General features: G+C 60.5%; 19 protein-coding genes. 11 read left to right on the top strand and 8 right to left on the bottom strand.

Translation table 11 applies throughout. The features are described from left to right. Positions 1-10: 10 nt before the first annotated feature. Both GVN17_RS17890 and GVN17_RS17885 read right to left on the bottom strand, forming a co-directional pair. Positions 11-760 (bottom strand): YgcG family protein, encoded by a 750-nt coding sequence (locus tag GVN17_RS17890; RefSeq protein WP_166596581.1) that lies wholly within the window; start codon positions 758-760, stop codon positions 11-13. Continuing rightward, complete coding sequence (locus GVN17_RS17885) at positions 760-1383, bottom strand: LemA family protein (RefSeq protein ID WP_166596580.1); 624 nt, start codon at positions 1381-1383, stop codon at positions 760-762. Before GVN17_RS17885 ends, GVN17_RS17890 begins: the two co-directional genes overlap by 1 nt. A 281-nt stretch (positions 1384-1664) precedes the next feature. Here GVN17_RS17885 and bglX point away from each other — a divergent pair, with 281 nt between their 5' ends. From bglX to GVN17_RS17850, 7 genes are all read left to right on the top strand, one after another. Further along, positions 1665-3965, top strand: a complete 2301-nt coding sequence (bglX, locus tag GVN17_RS17880) for a beta-glucosidase BglX (protein WP_166596579.1) — start codon at positions 1665-1667, stop codon at positions 3963-3965. 156 nt (positions 3966-4121) lie between these two features. Next, positions 4122-5879, top strand: coding sequence for an ATP-binding protein (locus GVN17_RS17875; protein ID WP_166596578.1), 1758 nt, complete (start codon positions 4122-4124; stop codon positions 5877-5879). Further along, positions 5873-7219: a sigma-54 dependent transcriptional regulator gene (locus tag GVN17_RS17870; RefSeq protein WP_166596577.1), complete on the top strand. Its 1347-nt coding sequence runs from the start codon at positions 5873-5875 to the stop codon at positions 7217-7219. The genes GVN17_RS17875 and GVN17_RS17870 overlap by 7 nt, the downstream gene beginning before the upstream one ends. A 205-nt stretch (positions 7220-7424) precedes the next feature. After that, positions 7425-8750 carry an MFS transporter gene (locus GVN17_RS17865; RefSeq protein ID WP_166596576.1) on the top strand — a complete coding sequence of 442 codons (1326 nt, stop codon included), beginning with the start codon at positions 7425-7427 and terminating at the stop codon, positions 8748-8750. A 238-nt stretch (positions 8751-8988) separates the two neighbouring features. Then, on the top strand, positions 8989-9375 hold the full coding sequence (locus GVN17_RS17860; protein WP_166596575.1) for a hypothetical protein: 387 nt from the start codon (positions 8989-8991) through the stop codon (positions 9373-9375). A 422-nt stretch (positions 9376-9797) separates the two neighbouring features. Further along, entirely contained in the window at positions 9798-10280 is a 483-nt protein-coding gene (locus tag GVN17_RS17855) for a hypothetical protein (protein WP_166596574.1), read from the top strand. Positions 10281-10464: 184 nt separating this feature from the next. Continuing rightward, positions 10465-11088 (top strand): flavin reductase family protein, encoded by a 624-nt coding sequence (locus tag GVN17_RS17850; RefSeq protein ID WP_166596573.1) that lies wholly within the window; start codon positions 10465-10467, stop codon positions 11086-11088. Here the strand turns inward: GVN17_RS17850 and GVN17_RS17845 are convergent, their stop codons facing one another. Both GVN17_RS17845 and GVN17_RS17840 read right to left on the bottom strand, forming a co-directional pair. Further along, positions 11089-11328 carry a hypothetical protein gene (locus tag GVN17_RS17845; protein ID WP_166596572.1) on the bottom strand — a complete coding sequence of 80 codons (240 nt, stop codon included), beginning with the start codon at positions 11326-11328 and terminating at the stop codon, positions 11089-11091. 87 nt (positions 11329-11415) lie between these two features. After that, the gene (locus GVN17_RS17840) at positions 11416-11769 is read right to left on the bottom strand and encodes an antibiotic biosynthesis monooxygenase family protein (protein WP_166596571.1); all 354 of its coding nucleotides are present in this window, start codon (positions 11767-11769) and stop codon (positions 11416-11418) included. Between the two features lie 410 nt (positions 11770-12179). Here GVN17_RS17840 and GVN17_RS17835 point away from each other — a divergent pair, with 410 nt between their 5' ends. Next, positions 12180-13067 carry an AraC family transcriptional regulator gene (locus GVN17_RS17835; protein ID WP_256665299.1) on the top strand — a complete coding sequence of 296 codons (888 nt, stop codon included), beginning with the start codon at positions 12180-12182 and terminating at the stop codon, positions 13065-13067. Here GVN17_RS17835 and GVN17_RS17830 read toward each other — a convergent pair whose 3' ends face one another. Further along, entirely contained in the window at positions 13068-14510 is a 1443-nt protein-coding gene (locus GVN17_RS17830) for an aldehyde dehydrogenase family protein (RefSeq protein WP_166596596.1), read from the bottom strand. A 14-nt stretch (positions 14511-14524) separates the two neighbouring features. After that, the gene (locus tag GVN17_RS17825; RefSeq protein ID WP_166596569.1) at positions 14525-16162 is read right to left on the bottom strand and encodes a 5-guanidino-2-oxopentanoate decarboxylase; all 1638 of its coding nucleotides are present in this window, start codon (positions 16160-16162) and stop codon (positions 14525-14527) included. A 161-nt stretch (positions 16163-16323) separates the two neighbouring features. Here GVN17_RS17825 and GVN17_RS17820 point away from each other — a divergent pair, with 161 nt between their 5' ends. From GVN17_RS17820 to GVN17_RS17810, 3 genes are all read left to right on the top strand, one after another. Further along, the gene (locus GVN17_RS17820; protein ID WP_166596568.1) at positions 16324-17205 is read left to right on the top strand and encodes a LysR substrate-binding domain-containing protein; all 882 of its coding nucleotides are present in this window, start codon (positions 16324-16326) and stop codon (positions 17203-17205) included. A 142-nt stretch (positions 17206-17347) separates the two neighbouring features. Beyond that, positions 17348-17524, top strand: a complete 177-nt coding sequence (locus GVN17_RS17815) for a hypothetical protein (RefSeq protein ID WP_166596567.1) — start codon at positions 17348-17350, stop codon at positions 17522-17524. A 128-nt stretch (positions 17525-17652) separates the two neighbouring features. Further along, positions 17653-19161, top strand: a complete 1509-nt coding sequence (locus GVN17_RS17810; RefSeq protein ID WP_166596566.1) for an MDR family MFS transporter — start codon at positions 17653-17655, stop codon at positions 19159-19161. 47 nt (positions 19162-19208) lie between these two features. Here GVN17_RS17810 and GVN17_RS17805 read toward each other — a convergent pair whose 3' ends face one another. Together GVN17_RS17805 and GVN17_RS17800 are read right to left on the bottom strand one after the other, a co-directional pair. Then, positions 19209-20069 (bottom strand): cache domain-containing protein, encoded by an 861-nt coding sequence (locus tag GVN17_RS17805; protein ID WP_166596565.1) that lies wholly within the window; start codon positions 20067-20069, stop codon positions 19209-19211. Positions 20070-20323: 254 nt separating this feature from the next. Continuing rightward, complete coding sequence (locus tag GVN17_RS17800; protein ID WP_166596564.1) at positions 20324-20986, bottom strand: TetR family transcriptional regulator; 663 nt, start codon at positions 20984-20986, stop codon at positions 20324-20326. Between the last annotated feature and the right edge of the window lie 122 nt (positions 20987-21108).

The raw sequence follows: 21108 nt of genomic DNA, 5'->3' as shown, positions 1-21108 counted from the left end.
GAGCCATCGACTACCAGCCACCGGAGGCGCCGCCCCCACCAAAACTGCCACCACCTCCGCTCATGCCGCCGGAGCCCGAGCCACGAGAACTTGAGCCCCCCGATCCGAAGCCGCCTGAACCGCCCGAACCGATGAATCCAATGCCCCCGCCCCAACGGATGCTGATATACGCCGCCGCCACGAACAGCACGAAGAACAGCAGGCTCATGCGCCAGTCGGTCACGTCATCCCCGCCCGTCGCGCCCACCACCGGCTCAGCGAGCGGATCACCGCCCAGCACCTGAACGATGGCCTCCGTGCCTTTATTGATGCCGCCGACAAAATCACCCTGCTTGAATGCCGGCGTGATGATCTGATTGATGATCACCGACGACTGCGCATCGGTCAGACGATCTTCCAGGCCGTACCCGACCTCGATCCGCACCTTGCGCTCTTCCTTGGCGACGATCAGCAGCGCGCCGTTGTCCTTGCCCTGCTGGCCGATGCCCCAGTAGCGGCCAAGCTGATAGCCATAGTCCTCGATCGTGCTGCCTTGGAGATTGGGCACCGTGACCACCACGACCTGCTCGGTGGTCAACTCTTCGTGCGCCCGCAGCATCTGGGACAGATGCTCTCTGCCGGGGTTGTCGATCATGTCCGCCGTGTCCACCACGCGGCCGCTCAACGGTGGAAACTTGATCTCGGCGACGCTCTGCTGGGCGAACACACCCACCAGCATTGCCAGTAATGCGACCGCGACGCCCCGCCGCACCCACTGCATCAGAATTTCACTTGCGGGGCCTTGTCGGCGTCCGCGGCAGTGGCTTCGAAGTTGGGACGAATCGGCAAATCGCTGTACATCACCGAATGCCAGATGCGACCGGGGAAGGTGCGAATTTCCGTGTTGTATTTCTCGACGGCAGCGATGAAATCACGACGGGCCACAGCAATGCGGTTTTCCGTGCCTTCGAGCTGCGACTGCAATGAGAGGAAGTTCTGGTTGGATTTCAGGTCCGGATAGCGCTCGGAGACCACCATCAACCGGCTTAACGCGCCGGTGAGCTGACCTTGGGCGTCCTGGAACTGCTTGAGTTTGGCCGGATCATTCAACGTGCTGGCATCCACCTGAATCGACGTCGCCTTGGCCCGTGCCTCGATCACCGCGGTCAGGGTGTCCTGCTCCTGCTTGGCGTAGCCCTTCACGGTCTCCACCAGGTTGGGAATCAGATCAGCTCGACGCTGGTACTGGTTCTGCACTTGCGCCCAGGCCGATTTGACCTGTTCGTCGTAGGTCGGAATGTTGTTGATGCCACACCCCGCCAGCAGGGTGCTCAGCAGCATCAGCAATGCCAGTGACAAATTGTAACGACTGCCCCTAATGTGCCCATAACGCTCGATTTGCATGGCCTGCGCGCTCCTTGGTATGCCTTCATTGGTCGTCCCGTCAGACATGACTTTAGCCAAATCAGACGATCCCCGGCATAATCTTGGCCCATTACGTCGTCAGGCTCTGGATTGCCGGGCTGCAATCGGATAAAACTCGCTGCGCTACTGATGCCCTGATGCGCCAGGAGTTCAGCGACCGCCTCGTCCTGATGACAATAAAAACCAAAGGTTTCACTCCAAAACAAAGGCCACCCGGTATTTCGCGCGAGTTGCCGGTCCACGCCTTGAGAAAATCATTCATGAATAAGCTGTGTTTACTGAGTCTTGTCATCGGTCTGGCCAGTCAGTCCGCCTGGGCTGAAACCGCCGTCAAACCCGCCAGTAATGCCTCCACGCTGCAAGCCAAGAATGCGTTCATCGCCAACCTGATGAAGCAGATGACGCTGGACGAGAAGATCGGCCAATTGCGCCTCATCAGCATCGGGCCGGAAATGCCGAAGTCGGAAATCGTCAAGGAAATCGCGGCGGGCCGGATCGGCGGGACGTTCAACTCCGTGGTACTGCCAGACAACCGCGCGATGCAAGATGCCGCAGTGATTCACAGCCGCACGAAAATCCCGATGTTCTTCGCCTTCGACGTGGTCCACGGCCAGCGCACCATTTTCCCGATCAGCCTGGGATTGGCATCGACCTGGGACATGGACGCCGTGACCCGAGCCGGTCGCGTTTCGGCTATTGAAGCCGCCGCCGATGGCGTGGACATGACCTTCGCGCCCATGGTCGACATCACCCGTGACGCCCGTTGGGGCCGCAGTTCAGAAGGCTTCGGCGAAGACACCTATCTGGTCTCGCGCCTCTCGGCCACCATGACCCGCGCCTTCCAGGGCACCAGCACCCAGGCGCCGAACAGCATCATGGCGGCGGTCAAACACTTCGCGTTGTACGGCGCGGTCGAAGGCGGCCGCGACTACAACACCGTGGACATGAGCCCGGTGCGCATGCAACAGGACTACCTGCCGCCGTACCGCGCCGCGATTGATGCGGGCGCCGGTGGCGTGATGGTCGCGCTGAACTCGATCAACGGCGTGCCCTCCACCGCCAACGCATGGCTGCTGCAAGACGTGCTGCGCAAGGACTGGGGTTTCAAAGGTGTGACCGTCAGCGACCACGGCGCCATCAAGGAACTGATCGATCACGGCGTCGCCAAGGATTTCCGCGAAGCCGCGAAGCTGGCGATCAAGGCTGGCGTCGACCTGAGCATGAACGACAAGGCGTACGGCGAAGAATTGCCCGCGCTGGTGAAGAGCGGCGAAGTGTCGGTTCAGGAAGTCGACAACGCCGTGCGTGAAGTCCTCGGCGCGAAATGGGAAATGGGCCTGTTCGCCAACCCGTACCTGCGCATTGGCGCCGCAGTCGACGATCCGGCCGACCGCGATGCCGAAAACCGCCTGCATCGCGCCGAGGCTCGTGACGTTGCGCGCCGCAGCGTGGTCCTGCTGAAGAACGACAACGGCACCCTGCCCCTCAAGAAACAAGGCACGATCGCCGTGGTCGGCCCACTGGCGAAAAGCTCGCTGGACATGCTCGGCAGCTGGTCGGCTGCGGGCCTGGCCCGTCAGACCGTCAGCGCTTACGACGGTCTGGCCAATGCCGTCGGCGACAAGGCCAAGCTGCTTTACGCACCGGGTACCAATGTCACGGACAATCAGGAAGCCATCGCTTACCTGGACAAAATGGACGACCAGATTCACATCGACGGCCGTCCCGAGCAGGACATGATCGATGAAGCGGTCAAGGTCGCTCAGCAGTCGGATGTGGTGGTTGCCATGGTCGGTGAGTCCCGCAACATGTCCCACGAGGCCGCCAGCCGTGTCGATCTGGTGCTCCCGGGCCGTCAACGCGACCTGATCAAAGCGCTCAAGGCTACCGGCAAACCGCTGGTTATCGTACTGATGAATGGCCGTCCACTGGCGCTGGGTGAAGAAAACAAACAGGCTGATGCGATGGTCGAGAGCTGGTTCCTCGGCACCGAAGGCGGTAACGCGCTGGCAGACGTGCTGTTCGGCGATTACAACCCGTCGGGCAAACTGCCGATGACGTTCCCGCGTTCCGTGGGTCAGGTCCCTGCGTACTACAACCACCTGAACACCGGCCGTCCGTATCGCCCGAACGATTCGAACTACACGTCGAACTACTTCGAAGAGCCGACCAGCCCGCTGTTCCCGTTCGGTTACGGTCTGAGCTACACCCAGTTCAGCGTTTCGGACATCGTGCTGTCGATCAACAAGATGACCCGCAAAGACAAGCTGACCGCCACGGTTCAGGTGAAGAATACCGGCAAGGTCGCGGGCGAAACCGTGGTTCAGCTGTACCTGCGTGACGTGGCAGCGTCGTTGAGCCGTCCGGTGAAAGAGCTGAAGAACTTCCAGAAGATCATGCTGAAGCCGGGCGAAGAAAAAGCCGTGAGCTTCACGCTGACCGAGGAAGACTTGAAGTTCTTCAACCCGTCGCTGAAATACGCGGCTGAGGCAGGTGACTTCAAGCTAATGATCGGTCTTGACTCCGAAGACGTGAAAGAGACCACTTTCACCCTGCAATAGACCTGTTCTGTAGGAGCGAATTTATTTGCGATTGTGTGTTTCAGACGATGCAGCAGCATTGCTTGAAACTGAGCTTCGCGAATGAATTCGCTCCCACAGGGTCCGGCGTTAACAGCCCCGACGCGTCAACCCATTCAGGTAGACAGGCCCTTCGCTATGCCTCGCTCCGCCCGTCTTCTCTTATCGACCATCCTGATTCTCGCAGGCGCAGTCATTGCCGCGACGCTGGCCATGCATCAGGCGCAACGCCACTCACTGGAAGACGACGCCGCACGGGCGCAAGGCCAGCTGTCGCTTTACGCCAACACCCTGCAAACCCTGATCGAACGCTATCGCGCCCTGCCCGCCGTTCTGGCGCTGGACCCGCAACTGCGTGATGCGCTCAAAGGCCCGGTCAGCCCTGAAACCACTCAGACCCTCAACCTCAAGCTGGAACAGATCAACGGCGCGGCACAATCCTCCACGCTGGAGCTGCTCGACCGCAACGGCTTGGCCATCGGCGCCAGTAACTGGCGGCTGCCCAGCAGCTACGTCGGCCATAATTATGGCTTTCGTCCCTACTTCACCCAGACCAAAGCCAATGGCGTCGGGCGTTTCTACGCCGTGGGTGTGACCAGCGGCATTCCAGGTTATTTCTTGTCGAGTGCCGTCTACGACGATGTAGGGCAGTTCATCGGTGCAATGGTCGTCAAACTTGAGTTCCCGGACCTTGAACACACCTGGGCGCAAGGCGACGATCTGCTGTTGGTCAGCGACGCCAAAGGCATCGTGTTTATCGCCAATCAGCCAGGCTGGCGCTATCGCGCGCTTCGACCGCTGTCCGAGCGGGACCGCGCCGAATTGACCCGCACGCGCCAGTACGACAAACAGCCGCTGTCGCCCCTTATCCATGAGCCCCTGCGTGAGTTCAACGACAACAGCCACTTGAGCCGGATCGTCGGCCCCCATGGCGCGGAGGATTTCCTCTGGCAATCCCTGCCGCTGCAGCCCGAAGGCTGGACTCTGCACCTGCTGCGCAAACCCCAACCCGCGACCGAAGACGTCCGCAACGCTGCGCTGGCCGCTGCGGGCATCTGGCTGACGTTGGTGTTCCTTGGGCTGTTCCTCTATCAACGCTGGCGCCTTGCCCGTCTTCGGCAACGCAGCCGCGAAGAGCTGGAGCAACTGGTGGACGAACGCACCCGCGACCTGCACACCGCGCAGGACGGTCTGGTGCAATCGACCAAACTGGCGGCGCTGGGCCAGATGTCGGCCGCGCTGGCTCACGAAATCAATCAGCCCCTCACCGCGCAACGCATGCAGCTGGCGACGCTGCGTCTGTTGCTCGACCACGGCAGGGTCGATGACGCTTACAAGGCGCTCGCCCCGCTCGACCAGCAATTGATGCGCATGGCCGCCCTCACGGGCCATCTCAAGACCTTCGCCCGCAAAAGTCCCAGCGGACTGCGCGAACGGGTGGACTTGGCGTGCGTGGTTGATCAGGCGATGCTGTTACTGGATGCGCGCATTCGTGAGGAACGCGTCAGTTGCGTACTGGACATGACCCGCCCGGCCTGGGTGCGCGGCGACGCGATCCGCCTGGAACAGGTGCTGATCAATCTGCTGCGCAACGCGCTGGACGCCATGAGCGATAAACCGCTCAAGCGTCTGGAAATCCGCATCGAAGGCGACAATGGCCATTGGCATCTGTCCGTTTCCGACAGCGGCGGCGGGATTGCCGATGAGCATCTGGCGAACATTTTCGACCCGTTCTTCACCACCAAACCGGTCGGCGACGGCCTTGGTCTGGGCCTGGCTGTGTCATACGCCATCGTGCACGAGCTCGGCGGTCGCCTGTGCGCCGAAAACCGCGACAATGGCGCACAGTTCTCCTTTTCCCTCACGCAGGCCCCGGAGGCCGAACCCGCATGTTGAACTCGGTGATTGTGGTCGATGACGAGGCGCCCATCCGCGAGGCCGTCGAACAATGGTTGTCGTTGTCCGGATTCGACGTGCAGCTGTTCAGCCGCGCCGAAGATTGCCTCGCCACGTTGCCCGCGCATTTTCCAGGCGTGATTCTGAGCGACGTGCGGATGCCCGGCATGGGGGGTCTGCAATTGCTCGCTGAATTGCAGACCCGTGATGCCGACCTGCCCGTGATTCTGCTGACCGGTCATGGCGACGTGCCGATGGCGGTCGAGGCCATGCGCGATGGGGCGTACGACTTTCTGGAAAAGCCCTTCACCCCCGAAACCTTGCTGAGCAGCCTGCGTCGTGCATTGGAGAAACGCGCCCTGGTCCTGGAAAACCGCCGCCTGCATGAACAGGCTGACACCCGAACGCGGCTCGACGCTACGCTGCTGGGCCTGTCACCCACGATGCAGACCTTACGACGGCAGGTGCAGGATCTGGCCCAACTCCCGGTCAACGTGTTGATCCGCGGCGAAACCGGCAGTGGCAAGGAAATGGTCGCTCGCTGCCTGCATGATTTCGGGCCCCGGGCGAAGAAACCGTTCGTGGCGGTCAATTGCGCGGCTATTCCCGAGCAGTTGTTCGAAGCCGAGCTGTTCGGTCACGAAAGCGGCGCCTTCACAGGTGCTCAGGGCAAGCGCATCGGCAAGCTGGAATACGCCGACGGCGGCACGCTGTTCCTCGACGAAATCGAAAGCATGCCCCTCGCTCAACAGGTGAAATTGCTGCGGGTGATTCAGGACCGGCGTCTTGAGCGGCTCGGTTCGAACCAGAGCATCGAGGTTGATTTGCGGATCATTGCGGCGACCAAACCGGACCTGTTGGACGAGGCGCGTGCCGGGCGTTTTCGCGAAGACCTGGCGTATCGCCTGAACATTGCCGAACTCCGTCTGCCGCCGCTGCGCGAAAGACGCGAGGACATTCCGCTGCTATTCGGCCATTTCTCTCGGCAATCGGCAGAAAGACTGAGCCGCCCCGTGCCGACCTTGAGTGGTGGCCAGTTGAGCCATCTGCTGAGCCACGACTGGCCGGGCAACGTGCGTGAGCTTGCCAACGCGGCGGAGCGGCAGGTGCTGGGGCTGGAGAATCCGGCGTCCGTTGATTTGCCAGTGGGTCAGTCGCTGGTGGACCAACAAGAAGCGTTTGAAGCCCATTGTTTGCGCTCGGCCTTGAGTCGGCACAAAGGCGATATCAAGGCCGTGCTGAATGAACTGCAACTGCCCCGCCGCACCCTGAACGAAAAGATGCAGCGCCATGGGTTGGTGCGGGAGGATTTCCTCACCGACAACGCCTCCCCTCTGTAGCAGTCCGGCTTGCCGTGCAGCTACGGCCTCTCTATCGGCAAGTTTCCGCGCATGTCCGGATAAGCAATAAGCGGATTTCCGCTCACCGCAACCCTGCCTCCCCCTCTAAACCGGGCCTTCAGAACCTTGGCACACCTCCTGCTATCACTGTCGCCAGACCGCATCACTGCGCTCCCTCTAAAAACAATGACTTGCAGGAAAACCCATGGCTATCCCCAACACTGCCTCAAACGGCGCCACCGCCGCACCTGCTGCCGAAAAAACCACCGGAAGTCGCCTGAAATCCATTTTCAGCGGTTCGGTCGGCAACATGGTCGAGTGGTATGACTGGTACGTCTACGCTGCTTTTTCCCTTTATTTCGCCAAAGTCTTCTTCCCCAAGGGCGACACCACCGCGCAATTGCTCAACACGGCTGCGATCTTCGCCGTCGGCTTCTTGATGCGACCGATCGGCGGCTGGCTGATGGGCCTCTACGCAGACCGCAAAGGCCGCAAAGCAGCGCTGATGGCCTCGGTGCTGCTGATGTGCTTCGGCTCGCTGATCATTGCCTTGACGCCCGGCTATGAAACCATCGGCGTCGGCGCCCCCATCCTTCTGGTGCTCGCCCGATTGCTGCAAGGCCTGTCGGTCGGCGGCGAATACGGCACCTCGGCCACCTATCTCAGCGAGATGGCAACCAAGAAAAGCCGCGGCTTCTACTCCAGCTTCCAGTACGTGACGCTGATCTCCGGTCAGCTCATCGCGCTGGGCGTGCTGATCGTGCTGCAACAGACCCTCACCACCGAGCAGTTGAACGCATGGGGCTGGCGTATTCCGTTCGCCATCGGCGCGCTGTGTGCCGTGGTCGCGCTGTTCCTGCGTCGCGGCATGGAAGAAACCGAGTCCTTCACTCAGAAGAAGAAGGAAGCGCCAAAAGAGAGCCTGATGCGCACGCTGATGCGTCATCCGAAAGAGCTGATGACCGTGGTCGGCCTGACCATGGGCGGCACGCTCGCCTTCTACACCTACACCACCTACATGCAGAAATACCTGGTGAACACGGTCGGCATGAGTATCACCGATTCGACCACCATCTCGGCGGCCACGCTGTTCCTGTTCATGGTGCTGCAACCGGTGATCGGCGCGCTGTCTGACAAAATAGGCCGTCGCCCGATCCTCATCGCCTTCGGTGTGCTCGGCACACTGTGCACCGTGCCGATCCTCAGCACCCTGCACACCATTCAGACCTGGTGGGGCGCGTTCTTCCTGATCATGGCCGCACTGATCATTGTCAGCGGCTACACCTCGATCAACGCTGTGGTGAAAGCCGAACTGTTCCCCACCGAGATCCGGGCGCTGGGTGTGGGCCTGCCTTACGCGCTGACCGTGTCGATCTTCGGCGGCACTGCCGAATACATCGCGCTATGGTTCAAGAGCATCGGCATGGAAACCGGTTACTACTGGTACGTCACAGCCTGTATCGCCTGCTCGCTGCTGGTGTACGTGTTCATGAAAGACACCCGCAAACACTCGCGGATCGAGACGGACTGACGGGCTGAGGTCCGCAATCTGCCCAGTCAAGCAGAAAAATCAGGGGCGACTACGCGAGTGGTCGCCCCTTTTTTTCACTGCCAAGGCAGCTAAGTGGCTGAAACATCAACGGCTTTTTCCAATATCAATTTCAGCGATGATCGGTACTAACGCTGTTAACTTTTTATTAATCCTGAGCCGAGTAAAGTTAGCTCCATACCGAGTTACCACTGCATTGAATCGATCTGGAGCAACTACCATGAAAACTAATAAACTGATCTTCGGCCTCGCTTTCTCTCTTCTGGCTTCAAGCGCTTTTGCACTTCCAACTGTGGATGCACACCAACAAGTGAACGCACCTGTTGTCGCTGAAAACGGTTCTTCTCACACTAACATCGGCCGCGTTGCCTCCGACGGTGCTGACCGCGTAGGCGCCAACCGCGTTGCCTCCGACGGTGCTGACCGTGTAGGTGCCAACCGCGTTGCCTCCGACGGTGCTGACCGTGTAGGTGCCAACCGCGTTGCGACCGATGGCGCGGACCATGTTGGTGCCAACCGCGTTGCTGCTGACGGCGCTGACCATGTTGGTGCAAATCGTCTGGCCGCTGATGGCGCTGATCACGTAGGTGCAAATCGCCTGAGCTGATCAAAAGGCAGTTCCCTACTAGCCCGGCTCTCGCCGGGCTTGATTTTTTCAGCTCGCTCAATTTCCCTCAAACCCGCGCAGTCAGGGCCTTCTTCTTCGGCTGAGGTCATTTCTTGTTGCGGCCCGCGTGCTGCAGACATAAACCTCGTGAATGTCGACGAATAACGCAAGCCCACCTACGGAAAAAACCGACTCACGAAAACCAATATCAGTCAAGAGTCAAATCTGTCTGTTTCGACAGAAATTGCCCCATCACGGATCAGAAACCGCTGGAGCGCTTTAAAACCGGGCGCTGCGCCCTACTATCATTTTTGGCGATGGTCGTTAGCAAGCTTGTTAACTTCTACTTAATGCAGGCGCGCGTAGAATTGACCCCATACCCAAGTTAAAGAAAATTTGAACTTACATCTGGAGTCAACATCATGAAAACTTCGAACCTTATTTTTGGCCTTAGTCTTTCCATTCTGGCATCGAGCGCATTTGCTCTGCCTGTTTCTTCTGATCAACACGCAATTGTCAGCGGTACTGTTGTGGCTGAAGGCGGCTCTTCTCACACTAATGCGTCGCACACCGGTACTTATCGCCAAGCGTCCGATGGTGCTGATCATATCGGCGCAAATCGTCTGGCCTCCGACGGTGCTGACCGCGTAGGCAACAATCGCCAGGCTGCCGACGGTTCCGACCACGTGGGTGCCAACCGTCTCGCTTCTGACGGTGCTGACCGCGTCGGCAATAACCGCCAGGCTGCCGACGGTTCCGACCACGTAGGTGCCAACCGCCTCGCCTCTGATGGCGCTGACCGCGTCGGCAATAACCGTCAGGCTGCCGATGGTTCGGACCACGTGGGTGCCAACCGCCTGGCCTCTGATGGTGCCGACCGCGTAGGCGCCAACCGCGTCAGCTGATACCGGATTCACGTTTACGTTCCACCTCCCGAACTCCCTTTGTAGCCCGACTGATGTCGGGCTTTTTTTTGCCTGCGACCCGCCTGGGGATGGCGTCTCGATTCAATGCCTTGCACTATGACGCCTCGACTCATAGGGCTGGCTGCCACCCTGTCCCGGCCTCATTACTCCTCAGGACTTCGCCATGTCAGACGAGATTCACTTCTACGAACCCGCGAACGGCCACGGCCTGCGCCACGACCCGTTCAATGCCATTGTCGGTCCGCGCCCTATCGGCTGGATCTCGTCGCAAGACGCAGCAGGCAAACTCAACCTCGCCCCCTACAGTTTTTTCAACGCGTTCAATTACGTGCCGCCGATCGTTGGTTTCTGCAGCATCGGTCGCAAGGACAGCCTGAACAACATCGAACAGACCGGCGAATTCGTCTGGAACCTGGCGACTCGCCCGCTCGCCGAGCAGATGAATCAGAGCTGCGCGCCGGTGGCGTCAGACGTCAACGAATTCGAATTGGCAAACCTGACCGCCGAGCCTTCGCGCATTGTTTCGGTGCCTCGCGTGAAAGAGACGCCGGTGGCGTTCGAATGCAAAGTGACGCAGATCATCCAGCTGCAGCGGGCCGACAAGGGAGTGGTGCCGAGCTGGTTGATTCTGGGAGAGGTGGTGGCGATTCACATCGCCAAGCGACTGCTGAAAGACGGTGTGTACGACACGCTGGCCGGGGAGCCGATCTTGCGTGGGGGTGGCCCTGCGGATTATTTCCAGCTGGGCCCGGAGTCGCTGTTCAAGATGTACCGGCCAAAAGCCTGATCAATCCTGCGCGAACATCAGTTCGCCTTCGGACGTCACGTCGATCAGCCGCTCCAGTTCTTCGACAGCGGCTTGATCGGCAGCCAGTGCGGTCTTGAATTTCTGCTCGTCCAACACGCGATGAAACGTCGGTGCACCGCCCGCGCCCAATCCCTTCACCGCAATCGCGGCGCTATAGCCACCCTCGCCCGGAACGGCGGCTGAAACGGCTTCGTGATGCTGAAATTCTTTGCGTGCCATGGGAGGAAAGTCCTGCCTTGAAAAGGGAAAGGCGAGGATTTTAAACGTTTGGATTGGAATCTGCGCAGGGCAAATGGGGAGCGGTGATCACCCCGCCATCCTCACGCTCGGCGACACATAGGCCGCCTGGGCCTGGGCCGCAGTCACGCTGGCGAAGGTCTGAAAATCGAGACTACGGACCAACCGTTCAACCATGAGATCAGAGAAGATTTTCAGCTCCGGCGCCGAAAACCAGTCATTCATCGCCGACCTGTCCACCCAAGTGCCACTGAGCACCCAGATGTCAGGTTCGGTCATGGAATGTTGCAGGGTGAAACTCAGGCAGCCTGCGGTGCGGGAGGTGGGGCCGATCAATGCGCTCAGACGTGCGCCCAGTTGCGCACTGTTTCCGGCACTGGCGCGCAGGGATACAAGATGGCTCACGACGGAAGTGCTGTGCATGGTCTGTGCTCCTTTGGAACAGCCGCGATCGGAATAGACGTAGCGGCTGGAAGTGAAGATTAGTGGGCACAGCGCAGTAGCCGTTAGCCAATTACTGCCCGGTTATTGCCTGATTCTGCGCGGATGTACGTATAAGGAGGCGCCGGGAGGCCACAATCACACGCGCCTGCGAACGGACTTTCAAGCAATTCGCCCCGATGAACAGGGCCCTTCGTCGCACAACGGATGAAGCCACGGCAGAATCAGGCAATCATCCGACAGAATCCGCCTAACGCTCGCGCTTGCACAAAAATAAGCTGTGCTGCATCGACGCTTCGCCAGAGGACTTTCCCATGCTGCCCACTGCCGCCATTCCTGGATTGCCGGACCGCCTGCCTGAAGCCCGACCTGCGCCTGAATTGAGCACGCAGATGGAGCAACAGCGTGCCGAGTTGGCGGAACTGATCCGTCGTCACGCGCCCCGTGATGGCAGCTTTCAGACGGTGATCAAATCGCTGTTCATGGTGCGTCACGACCAGCCCACGCAGTCGGTACCGGGGCTGGTGCAGCCCGCGTTGTGCATCATGGCTCAAGGCCGGAAAGACGTGACCCTCGGTGGCGAACTGTTCACCTACGACCCTTTGAACTATCTGGTGCTTTCCGTTGCGCTGCCGATCAGTGGCAAGGTCATTTATGCCACGCCAGAAGAGCCGCACCTGGCGATGCGTCTGGACATCGACCCGGCCGACATCAACGCCTTGATCGCCGAGGCAGGCCCTATGAGCGTGCCGACGCGCCCCAGCGGTCGTGGGATGTACGTGGAGCGCATCGATTCATCGTTGCTGGACGCCGTGATTCGCCTGATTCGGCTGCTTGACACCCCAAAGGACATCCCGATGCTGGCGCCGCTGATCACGCGGGAGATTCTTTACCGCTTGCTGCGTGGGAGCGAAGGCTATCGACTGTACGAAATCGCGATTTCCAACTGCCAGACACATCGCGTCTCTCAAGCCATCACGTGGCTGAACGACCATTTTCATGAGCCGCTCCGCATCGAGGAGCTGGCGCGGGAAGTCAACCTTAGCGTGTCGACCTTGCACCACCGTTTCAAGGCCGTGACCGCCATGAGCCCGTTGCAGTATCAAAAGCAATTGAGGCTGCAGGAAGCCCGCCGCCTGATGCTGGCGGACGGGCTGGAAGCGTCGGCGGCGGGTTATCGGGTGGGCTATGAAAGCCCGTCCCAATTCAGCCGCGAGTACAGCCGTCTGTTTGGCGCGCCCCCGTTGCGGGATTTGGCGCGCCTGCGCAAAACGGTGTGATCAAACCGCCCGCACAACGTGTTTGATCTCCTGAAACGCCTGCATGCCCCACGGCCCCAATTCGCGCCCCAGACTGCTCTGCTTGTAGCCGCCCCACGACGTCTGCGGGAAGATCACCTGCGGCGCGTTGATCCAGACCATACCGGCGTGCAATGCGTTAGCCACGCGGTCGGCGGTTTCGCTGTTGCCACTGACCACGCTGGCGACCAGTCCGAATTCGCTGTCGTTTGCCAGGGCGATGGCTTCAGCTTCCGAGCTGAAACCTCGTACGCACAACACAGGGCCGAATATCTCGTCGCGCCACAGCGCGCTGTCCAGCGGCACGTCCGTGAACACCGCAGGCTCCAGGAAATAACCGCGCGTCAGGTCGGCGGGACGCTGGCCGCCGCACAGCAGACGAGCCCCTGACACTTTGCCCGCCTCGATGTGATTGAGCACCCGCCGGTATTGCGCCTGATTCACCAGTGGCCCCATCTCCGTGCCGTCGTCCTGCGGACCGCCGACTTTGATCGACCGTGCCTTGGCGACGATGCGTTCCAGAAACGGCGTCAGAAGTTCTTGCGCCACCAACACCCGACTAGTGGCCGAACACATCTGACCGGCATTGAAATAACCGCCTCCGCTGGCCAGTTCGACCGCCAGGTCCAGATCCGCGTCCGCCATGACCAGCAACGAAGATTTGCCGCCCAACTCCAGACTGACGCCCTTGATGGTCTCTGCCGCCCGCTGCATCACCTGAACGCCCACTGCATTGCTCCCTGTGAACGAGACTTTGGCGATGCCGGGATGCGCGGACATTGGCGCGCCGACGGACAGCCCGGTGCCGCAGACCACGTTGAACACGCCCGTTGGCAGGCCGCCGTCAGCGATGATTTGCGCCAGCTCCAGCTCGGCAAGTGGGGTGACTTCCGACGGTTTCAGCACGACGCAGCAGCCAGCGGCGAGCGCCGGGGCGAGTTTCCACGCGGTGGTGACCATCGGGAAATTCCACGGCACGATCAAGCCCACCACGCCGCACGGCTCACGGCGCAAACGTGCTGTGAAATCGTCGGAGGGCAGCTCGACCGAACGGTTTTGCTGACCGTCAGAGGCCTCGGCCAGATCGGCGTAATAGCTGAAGGTGGCGATCACGTCGTCCACATCAATGGCGGCTTCGAAGCCCGGTTTGCCGTTGTTGCTCGATTGCAATTGCATCAATCGTTCGCGACGAGCCGTCACCCCGTTGGCGATCTTGCGCAGAATCATCGCCCGCGCCGCGCCGGTGGTTTTCGACCAGGCTCCGAACGCTGCCCGAGCGGCCTGCACCGCTTGGTTCACGGCATCGGCGTCGCCACCCGTGACGATTGCCAACCGCTCTTCATTCGACGGATTGATCACCGTCAGTTGTTCGCCACCCGAACGCCATGTGCCATCGATGTACAGACCTGCCAAAACCGGATTCAACACAGTCGCCTCACTCACGATGCTTTCAACCCATTCATCCAGCCGCGCTGGTCGATTTCGATGACGGTCGGCCCCTGACGGTCGTTCGCCGCGAGCAATGCCGCTTTCAAGGATTCCACGTCGTTCACCGCTTCGGCCGCGCACCCCAAGGCCTTGGCGACCCCAATGAAATCGGGGGTGTAGATGTCCACGCCGACCGGCTCGATGGCCCGGTTGACCATGTATTTCTTGATCTCTTCGTAGCCCTGGTTATTCCACAGCAGGACGATGATCGGCGTGCGCGCTTCGACCGCGCTGGCCAGTTCCGACAGGGTGAACTGCAAACCGCCGTCGCCAATCAGACAGGCCACCGGGTTGCGCTCGCCAGCGTCCTGACTGCCCAGCCAGGCACCCACCGCTGCGGGCAGGGCGTAGCCGAGGGTGCCGTAGCCCGTGGACGAGTTGAACCAGCGGCGCGGTTTGTCCAGGTCCAGGGTCAGGTTGCCGGTGTAGACCGGTTGAGTGGAGTCGCCGACGATGACGACCTCAGGCAGCACCTCAAGCACCGTATTCAGGAACAGCGTCTGCCCCCGGGTCGCCTCGTCCCACGACGCATCGAGCGTGGTCTTCAAGGCTGCGGCGCGTTTATGGCCCCAATCGCTGGCGCGTTCGGTCAACGGTTCTTGGGCGATTGCGGCCACCAAGGCTTCTGCGGCGGTCTGCGCGTCGGACACCAGCGCGACCTTCGGCGGAAAATTGCGCACGGTCTGGTCAGGGTCGATGTCGATGCGCAGCAACGTGCCAGGGATCTTGAAGTGCCCTTGAAAGGTGATGTCGTAGTCGGTTTCAGCCAGCTCAGTGCCGATGGCCAGCACGACGTCGGCGCCTTCGATGATTTCGCGGGTCGGGTCGAGGGATTGCGTCGAGCCGATCAGCAGCGGGTGGTTCGACGGCAGCATGCCTTTGGCATTGATGGTCAAGGCCACCGGCGCGTCGAGGGTTTCCGCCAGTTGAATCAGCGCAGCGGCCCCGTCGATGGCACCGCCACCGGCCAGAATCAATGGGCGCCTGGCATTGGCCAGCAGAGTCGCCATCTGCTTGATCGCGGCGGGCGCCGGACCCGCGCGGGTGATCGACACTGGCTGGCTGTCAAGCAGGTGATCGGCGTTCTCCACCAGCACGTCCAGTGGGATTTCGATGTGCACCGGACGCGGTCGTCCCGCTTGAAATAGCGCAAAGGCGCGCGCCAGCACCGACGGCAGCTCGGACGCTGACATCAGGGTGTGCGAGAACGCGGCAACGCCTGCGACCAACGCGCCCTGGGCTGGCAACTCATGCAGCTTGCCACGGCCACCGCCCAACTGGCTGCGGGACTGAACGCTGGAAATGACCAGCATCGGGATCGAATCGGCGTAGGCCTGCCCCATCGCCGTGGTGATGTTGGTCATGCCGGGGCCCGTAATAATGAAGCAGACGCCGGGTTTGCCGCTCGTGCGTGCATAACCGTCAGCCATGAACCCGGCGCCCTGCTCGTGGCGCGGCGTGACGTGGTTGATCGAAGAGCTGGCCAGACCGCGATACAACTCCACGGTGTGAACGCCGGGAATGCCGAACACCTGCTCGACCCCGTAGCCCTCCAGTAACTTGACCAATACCTCGCCGCACGTCGCCATGTGTCAGGACCTTTTTTCGTTGTTGGACATCGTCGTGAAGCGGCCCACAAGGCTTACGCCGAGGGCCGCACAGAAGCGCCATTGGACCGTGAGGCCATATCGGTGACAACGCAAAAAATGTCATGCTTAGCCATGTTCTCAGATCATGGCTGCACTGACTCATGAAACGTTTGCCGCCCCTGCCCGCGCTTCACACCTTTCTCATCACGGCGCGTTGCTGCAATTTCACGCGGGCCGCTGAGGCGCTGCACATCACTCAAGGTGCCGTCAGTCGGCAAATTTCCGGGCTGGAGAGCCATTTGGGGCATCGCCTGTTTCATCGCGAGGCGCGAGGGTTGAGTCTGACGACGGAGGGCCGAGCTTTCTTGCCCCGTATCGAGCAGGTGTTCGGGTTGATCGAAGCGGCGGTGGACGAACTTGGGACCGAACAACGCCCCCTGCAATTGAAAGCTCCGACCTGTATCACCCGCTGGCTGCTGCCCCGACTGATGCAATGGCAAAAGGAACGGCCCGATGCCCCTGTGGAACTGACCACGACGATTGCCCACGGCGTGGATTTTCGCCGGGAACGCTTTGATGCGGCGGTCGTTTACGGTGGGCATCCCGACGATTCGATGCACATTCATCCGCTGTTCGACGAACAACTCACGCCGGTCTGCGCGCTGTCGCTTTTGAAAGGGTCCTATCCCTTGAAGCAGTTCACCGATCTGGAACAGCACATGCTGCTGCACCCGACACTGGATGAGCAGGACTGGGGGCAATGGCTGAAAGCAGCTGGCACGCGCCTGAGCAACGTGAGCAAGGGGCAGCATTTCGATACGATGGACCTGGCGATGACGGTCGCGTCTCAAGGCTCGGGCGTGGCGATGGGCGACTGGTCACTTATCGGCGAGGACCTGAGTGCCGGGCGGCTCGTGACACCGTTCGATCTCAAGGTTAAAACCGGGGCGTCGTACTTTTTTGTCTACCCGAAACGCACCGAGCCCACGCCGCCGATGCGCGAACTGCTGGATTGGCTTCAGGCCCAGGCCTTGGCGCGATAGAAAGTTCCATAATCATATGGCCACTACGGAAGTGCGCCCGATAAAAACATACAATCCCCGTTGAGTGCACCGCACGGCTCAGAGCGGCCTAAACTCACCTTGTCCGACAAAAATAATTTTTATCCGGATCGAGGTACGCGTCATGAAAACCACGCTGAAGAGACAATGCGTTTATGTCGTCGCTGTCGCCACCGTTCTGAGCATTTATGCCGCAGGCGCGTACCGAATCGAACAACTGAGGCAATCCCCGCGCATGGCGGTGGTTTGCACCTTCGGTCATTGCGTACCGACGGATGCGAGCTTCAGCGCCCTTCGCTGAATTCCCAAATCTCAGGCTTGAGTGAATCGATTAAGCCAACTATCGATTAGCAAGCTAACGGATTAGACTGGACGCACTTTTCCCGCCGAGCCTTCGGCGGGTCAACCTGCCAGTTCGAGTCTCTTTCCGTGACCAGCCTCAATCAGACCCGCCCGGACATTCGCAGCATTCTCTTCGCGCTGATGATGGCTGTGTTTCTCAGCGCCCTCGACCAGACCATCGTGGCGGTCTCGATGCCCGCCATCTCTGCCCAATTCAAGGATTTTGACCTGCTCGCCTGGGTCATTTCGGCCTACATGGTCGCGTTGACCGTTGCGGTGCCCATCTACGGCAAGCTCGGTGACCTCTACGGCCGTCGTCGCGTGATGCTGTTCGGGTTGGGGTTGTTCACGCTGGCCTCGCTGTTCTGCGCGATGGCACAAAGCATGGAGCAACTGGTGTTGGCGCGGGTGCTTCAGGGTATTGGTGCCGGCGGGATGGTTTCGGTAAGTCAGGCGATCATCGGCGACATCGTGCCCCCACGCGAGCGGGGTCGCTATCAAGGTTACTTCAGCGGCATGTACGCCGCCGCCAGCGTCGCCGGTCCTGTGCTGGGCGGGTTCATGACCGAGTACCTGTCATGGCGCTGGGTGTTCATCATCAACCTGCCGCTGGGTTTTCTCGCCTGGTGGGTCGCACGCCAGACACTGGTGGGGCTGCCGGTCCCGCAACGCAAACCCGTCATTGATTATCTGGGCACGATCCTGATGATCGTCGGCCTGACCGCGCTGTTGCTCGGCATCACGGAAATCGGCCAAGGTCACAGTTGGCGCGATCAGCAGGTGCTGGCGCAATTGGGCGTGGCGTTGCTGGCGCTGGTGATTTTCGTGACGTACGAACGCCGCACCCGTGAGCCGCTGCTGCCGATGCACCTGTTCGCCAACCGCAGCGCGGTGCTCTGCTGGTGCACGATTTTCTTCACCAGTTTTCAGGCGATTTCGCTGATCGTGCTGCTGCCACTGCGCTTTCAGACCGTCACGGGAGGCGGTGCGGACAGCGCGGCCCTTCACTTGATGCCGCTGGCCATCGGCATGCCCATGGGCGCTTATTTCGGCGGGCGTCGCACCTCGCTGACCGGGCGCTACAAGCCAATGATTCTGGCGGGAGCCTTGCTGATGCCGCTGGCCATTCTCGGCATCGCGTTCACGCCACCGCAATCGGCGATCTTGACAGGCCTGTTCATGGTGCTGACCGGGATCGCCAGCGGTCTGCAATTCCCGACGTCATTGGTCGGCACGCAGAACTCAGTGGAGATGAAAGACATGGGCGTCGCGACCAGCACCACTAACCTGTTCCGCTCTCTCGGCGGTGCCGTGGGCGTGGCCAGCATGTCGGCGCTGCTGCTGGCCATGTTGACGGGCTCGGGGCTGGGCGGGATCGACGGCGGTTCACTGGCCTCAGAAGGTGGCTCGGGCAACCTGTTGATGGACAGCCTGCACGCGGTCAGCGGCCCGGCACTGGAGCTGTTGCGTGGGCAATTGTCGATGACTTTCCAGCACCTGTTGATGGCCAGCGCCGGGGTGTCGGTCCTGGGACTCGCTGCCGCGCTGGCAATGCCGAACAACCTGCTGCGCGGGCGCGAAGATAAGGATCGGTGAGGCGCGATCGCCAACACGCCACAAACCCTGTGGGTTTCGCGACTCACTCAACCGCTGTAATACCCCACCGCCACCAGAAAATCCCCCACTTTGCGCGTGTACGCGTGCTTGTGCTCGATCTTCCCGGTCACCGGGTTGCGCCAGCGGTATTCGTACTCGCCCTCGGGCTGCTTCTTGAGCATCTCCAGCATCGGCCGCCCGACGGGTTTACCTTCTGGATCTTTGATCTTGCTGAAATCGGTATTGACCAGCCGCAGGTTGGTGCCATGGGCGACGTAGCGCTTGGTGTCTACATTCACCACGAAGACGTAAAGATCATCCTGCAAGAACCCGCCCTTGAGGCTGTTGATGGCCTGAACAGTCCCGTCCTGGTCCTGCTCCAACGCCTTGGAGGCCTTGTCCAGTAACGCCCTGGCTTGTTCCGGCGCGGCGCGGGGCAGGTAATAACCCACCGCCAGAATGCGATTGCCGACCCGCTGGAAATACACGCGCTTGCGCTCGACCTTGCCGTCGCGCCAGTTCTGCCAGCGGTATTCGGCTTGCTGGATGCCCGCGCTCTCGGGCGTCTGCAGCACCTCCTTAAAGCCCTTTTGCAGGTCAGGGTCCAGCACTGAAGAAATGTCACGACCGATCAACACCACGGAAGGACCGCCGCTGGCGAGCATCACCCCGTTGGTGTCCGTCACGAAGACGTACCGCTCACCGTTGACGAATTCGCCCTGTCGGCTGAATTCGGCCAAGGCCTTGTCGCCGACTTGCCGATAGTGCGTCACGGCCTTCTCCAGCAAAGCTTTGGCAGACGCCGCTTCCTGCTCATCATTCGCCGCCATGGCCTGACTCATCCCGATGCAGGCAAACGCCGCGAAAAGGAGTGTTTTCCACGTTCTACGTTTAGAAACGACTGGCATCGTGCGCATCCCGTTCTTGTTGGTTTGCGAGCAAGCTTAGTCGGGAGATGGCAATAGGAAAGCATTCGTCCGCTGGATCGGATCAGGCTGTCGTTAAGCTGAATGCGCACAGGGATTTACGTAAAGGCTGGGTAAACCACCTGTTCAACCTTCATGAAGAAATGTATAGATGCAGGCTAAGCGCCACACGGTTATAGTCACTGGCCGGAGCCCACGGCCAGCGTGCCCTGCACGAATTCCGGCGTTTGCGTCTTTCAGTCCTGCCCTGAGGCAAGCGCGGGAACGGCGTCCCGCAAGGCAGGGCTGTAGCGGAGCATGTCCAGAACGGTATCGACCAGACGCTCGGCGTCCTGAAACAGCGGAAAGCTGTCCGGCACCAGTAACCACTGGCCCAGAATGCCGTGGATATAAGCATGCAGACAGATGGCCCCTCGGCGGGGGTTGAGATCGGCGGGCAATTGCCCCTTGCGGGAGGCGTTGCTCAGCGCGAGCGCGATACGTTCGTTGGCATCGAGCCAGACGAATTGGCGCTGACGCCGCATGTCACACATTTCATCGGTGAATTCGAATTTATGAAACAGAATTTCATTGATGCGGCGGGTTTTCGGGTCTTTGGCAACTTGCTGAAACAAATGAACCAGAAGCTTTCGCGTCCAGCCCAATGGGTCCATTTCGTCAGCGCTTTCGCTGGCGCGGGCCATTTCCTCCAGCGGTTCATGCAGGCTGTCGAGCATCGCCTGCACCAGATCCGCCTTGTTGCTGAAGTGCCAGTAAATCGCCCCGCGAGTCACGCCAGCCAGCGCTGCAATGTCCGCCAAGGTCGTGCGCGCAACGCCTCGCTCGAAAAACGCCTGCTCGGCCGCTTCCAGAATCTGCCTGCGCGTTTCCTGAGCTTCTTCTTTCGTGCGACGAACCATGGCAGTAAAACCTCAATGAAAATGCTTCAGCCTCTTCGGTGGAGCGCCTTGATCAGCACGCCGAGCGGCCTCTGTATTGTTTTTCAATCCGGCAACAAAGCGACCGATTCGCAAGAAACCGG

The organism is Pseudomonas sp. SLFW, assembly GCF_009905615.1.
GTDB lineage: Bacteria > Pseudomonadota > Gammaproteobacteria > Pseudomonadales > Pseudomonadaceae > Aquipseudomonas > Aquipseudomonas bambusae.
Note: the sequence above shows the minus strand (reverse complement) of the source record. Positions and strands in the feature narration are given on the sequence as shown.

Coding starts and splice junctions, on each gene's coding strand:
- GVN17_RS17820 (WP_166596568.1), top strand. CDS start 16,324: ATGAAACGTTTGCCGCCCCTGCCCGCGCTTCACACCTTTCTCATCACG.
- GVN17_RS17885 (WP_166596580.1), bottom strand. CDS start 1,383: ATGCAAATCGAGCGTTATGGGCACATTAGGGGCAGTCGTTACAATTTG.
- GVN17_RS17835 (WP_256665299.1), top strand. CDS start 12,180: ATGGAGCAACAGCGTGCCGAGTTGGCGGAACTGATCCGTCGTCACGCG.
- GVN17_RS17870 (WP_166596577.1), top strand. CDS start 5,873: ATGTTGAACTCGGTGATTGTGGTCGATGACGAGGCGCCCATCCGCGAG.
- GVN17_RS17875 (WP_166596578.1), top strand. CDS start 4,122: ATGCCTCGCTCCGCCCGTCTTCTCTTATCGACCATCCTGATTCTCGCA.
- GVN17_RS17855 (WP_166596574.1), top strand. CDS start 9,798: ATGAAAACTTCGAACCTTATTTTTGGCCTTAGTCTTTCCATTCTGGCA.
- GVN17_RS17850 (WP_166596573.1), top strand. CDS start 10,465: ATGTCAGACGAGATTCACTTCTACGAACCCGCGAACGGCCACGGCCTG.
- GVN17_RS17825 (WP_166596569.1), bottom strand. CDS start 16,162: ATGGCGACGTGCGGCGAGGTATTGGTCAAGTTACTGGAGGGCTACGGG.
- GVN17_RS17840 (WP_166596571.1), bottom strand. CDS start 11,769: ATGCACAGCACTTCCGTCGTGAGCCATCTTGTATCCCTGCGCGCCAGT.
- GVN17_RS17845 (WP_166596572.1), bottom strand. CDS start 11,328: ATGGCACGCAAAGAATTTCAGCATCACGAAGCCGTTTCAGCCGCCGTT.
- GVN17_RS17860 (WP_166596575.1), top strand. CDS start 8,989: ATGAAAACTAATAAACTGATCTTCGGCCTCGCTTTCTCTCTTCTGGCT.
- GVN17_RS17800 (WP_166596564.1), bottom strand. CDS start 20,986: ATGGTTCGTCGCACGAAAGAAGAAGCTCAGGAAACGCGCAGGCAGATT.
- bglX (WP_166596579.1), top strand. CDS start 1,665: ATGAATAAGCTGTGTTTACTGAGTCTTGTCATCGGTCTGGCCAGTCAG.
- GVN17_RS17865 (WP_166596576.1), top strand. CDS start 7,425: ATGGCTATCCCCAACACTGCCTCAAACGGCGCCACCGCCGCACCTGCT.
- GVN17_RS17805 (WP_166596565.1), bottom strand. CDS start 20,069: ATGCCAGTCGTTTCTAAACGTAGAACGTGGAAAACACTCCTTTTCGCG.
- GVN17_RS17815 (WP_166596567.1), top strand. CDS start 17,348: ATGAAAACCACGCTGAAGAGACAATGCGTTTATGTCGTCGCTGTCGCC.
- GVN17_RS17890 (WP_166596581.1), bottom strand. CDS start 760: ATGCAGTGGGTGCGGCGGGGCGTCGCGGTCGCATTACTGGCAATGCTG.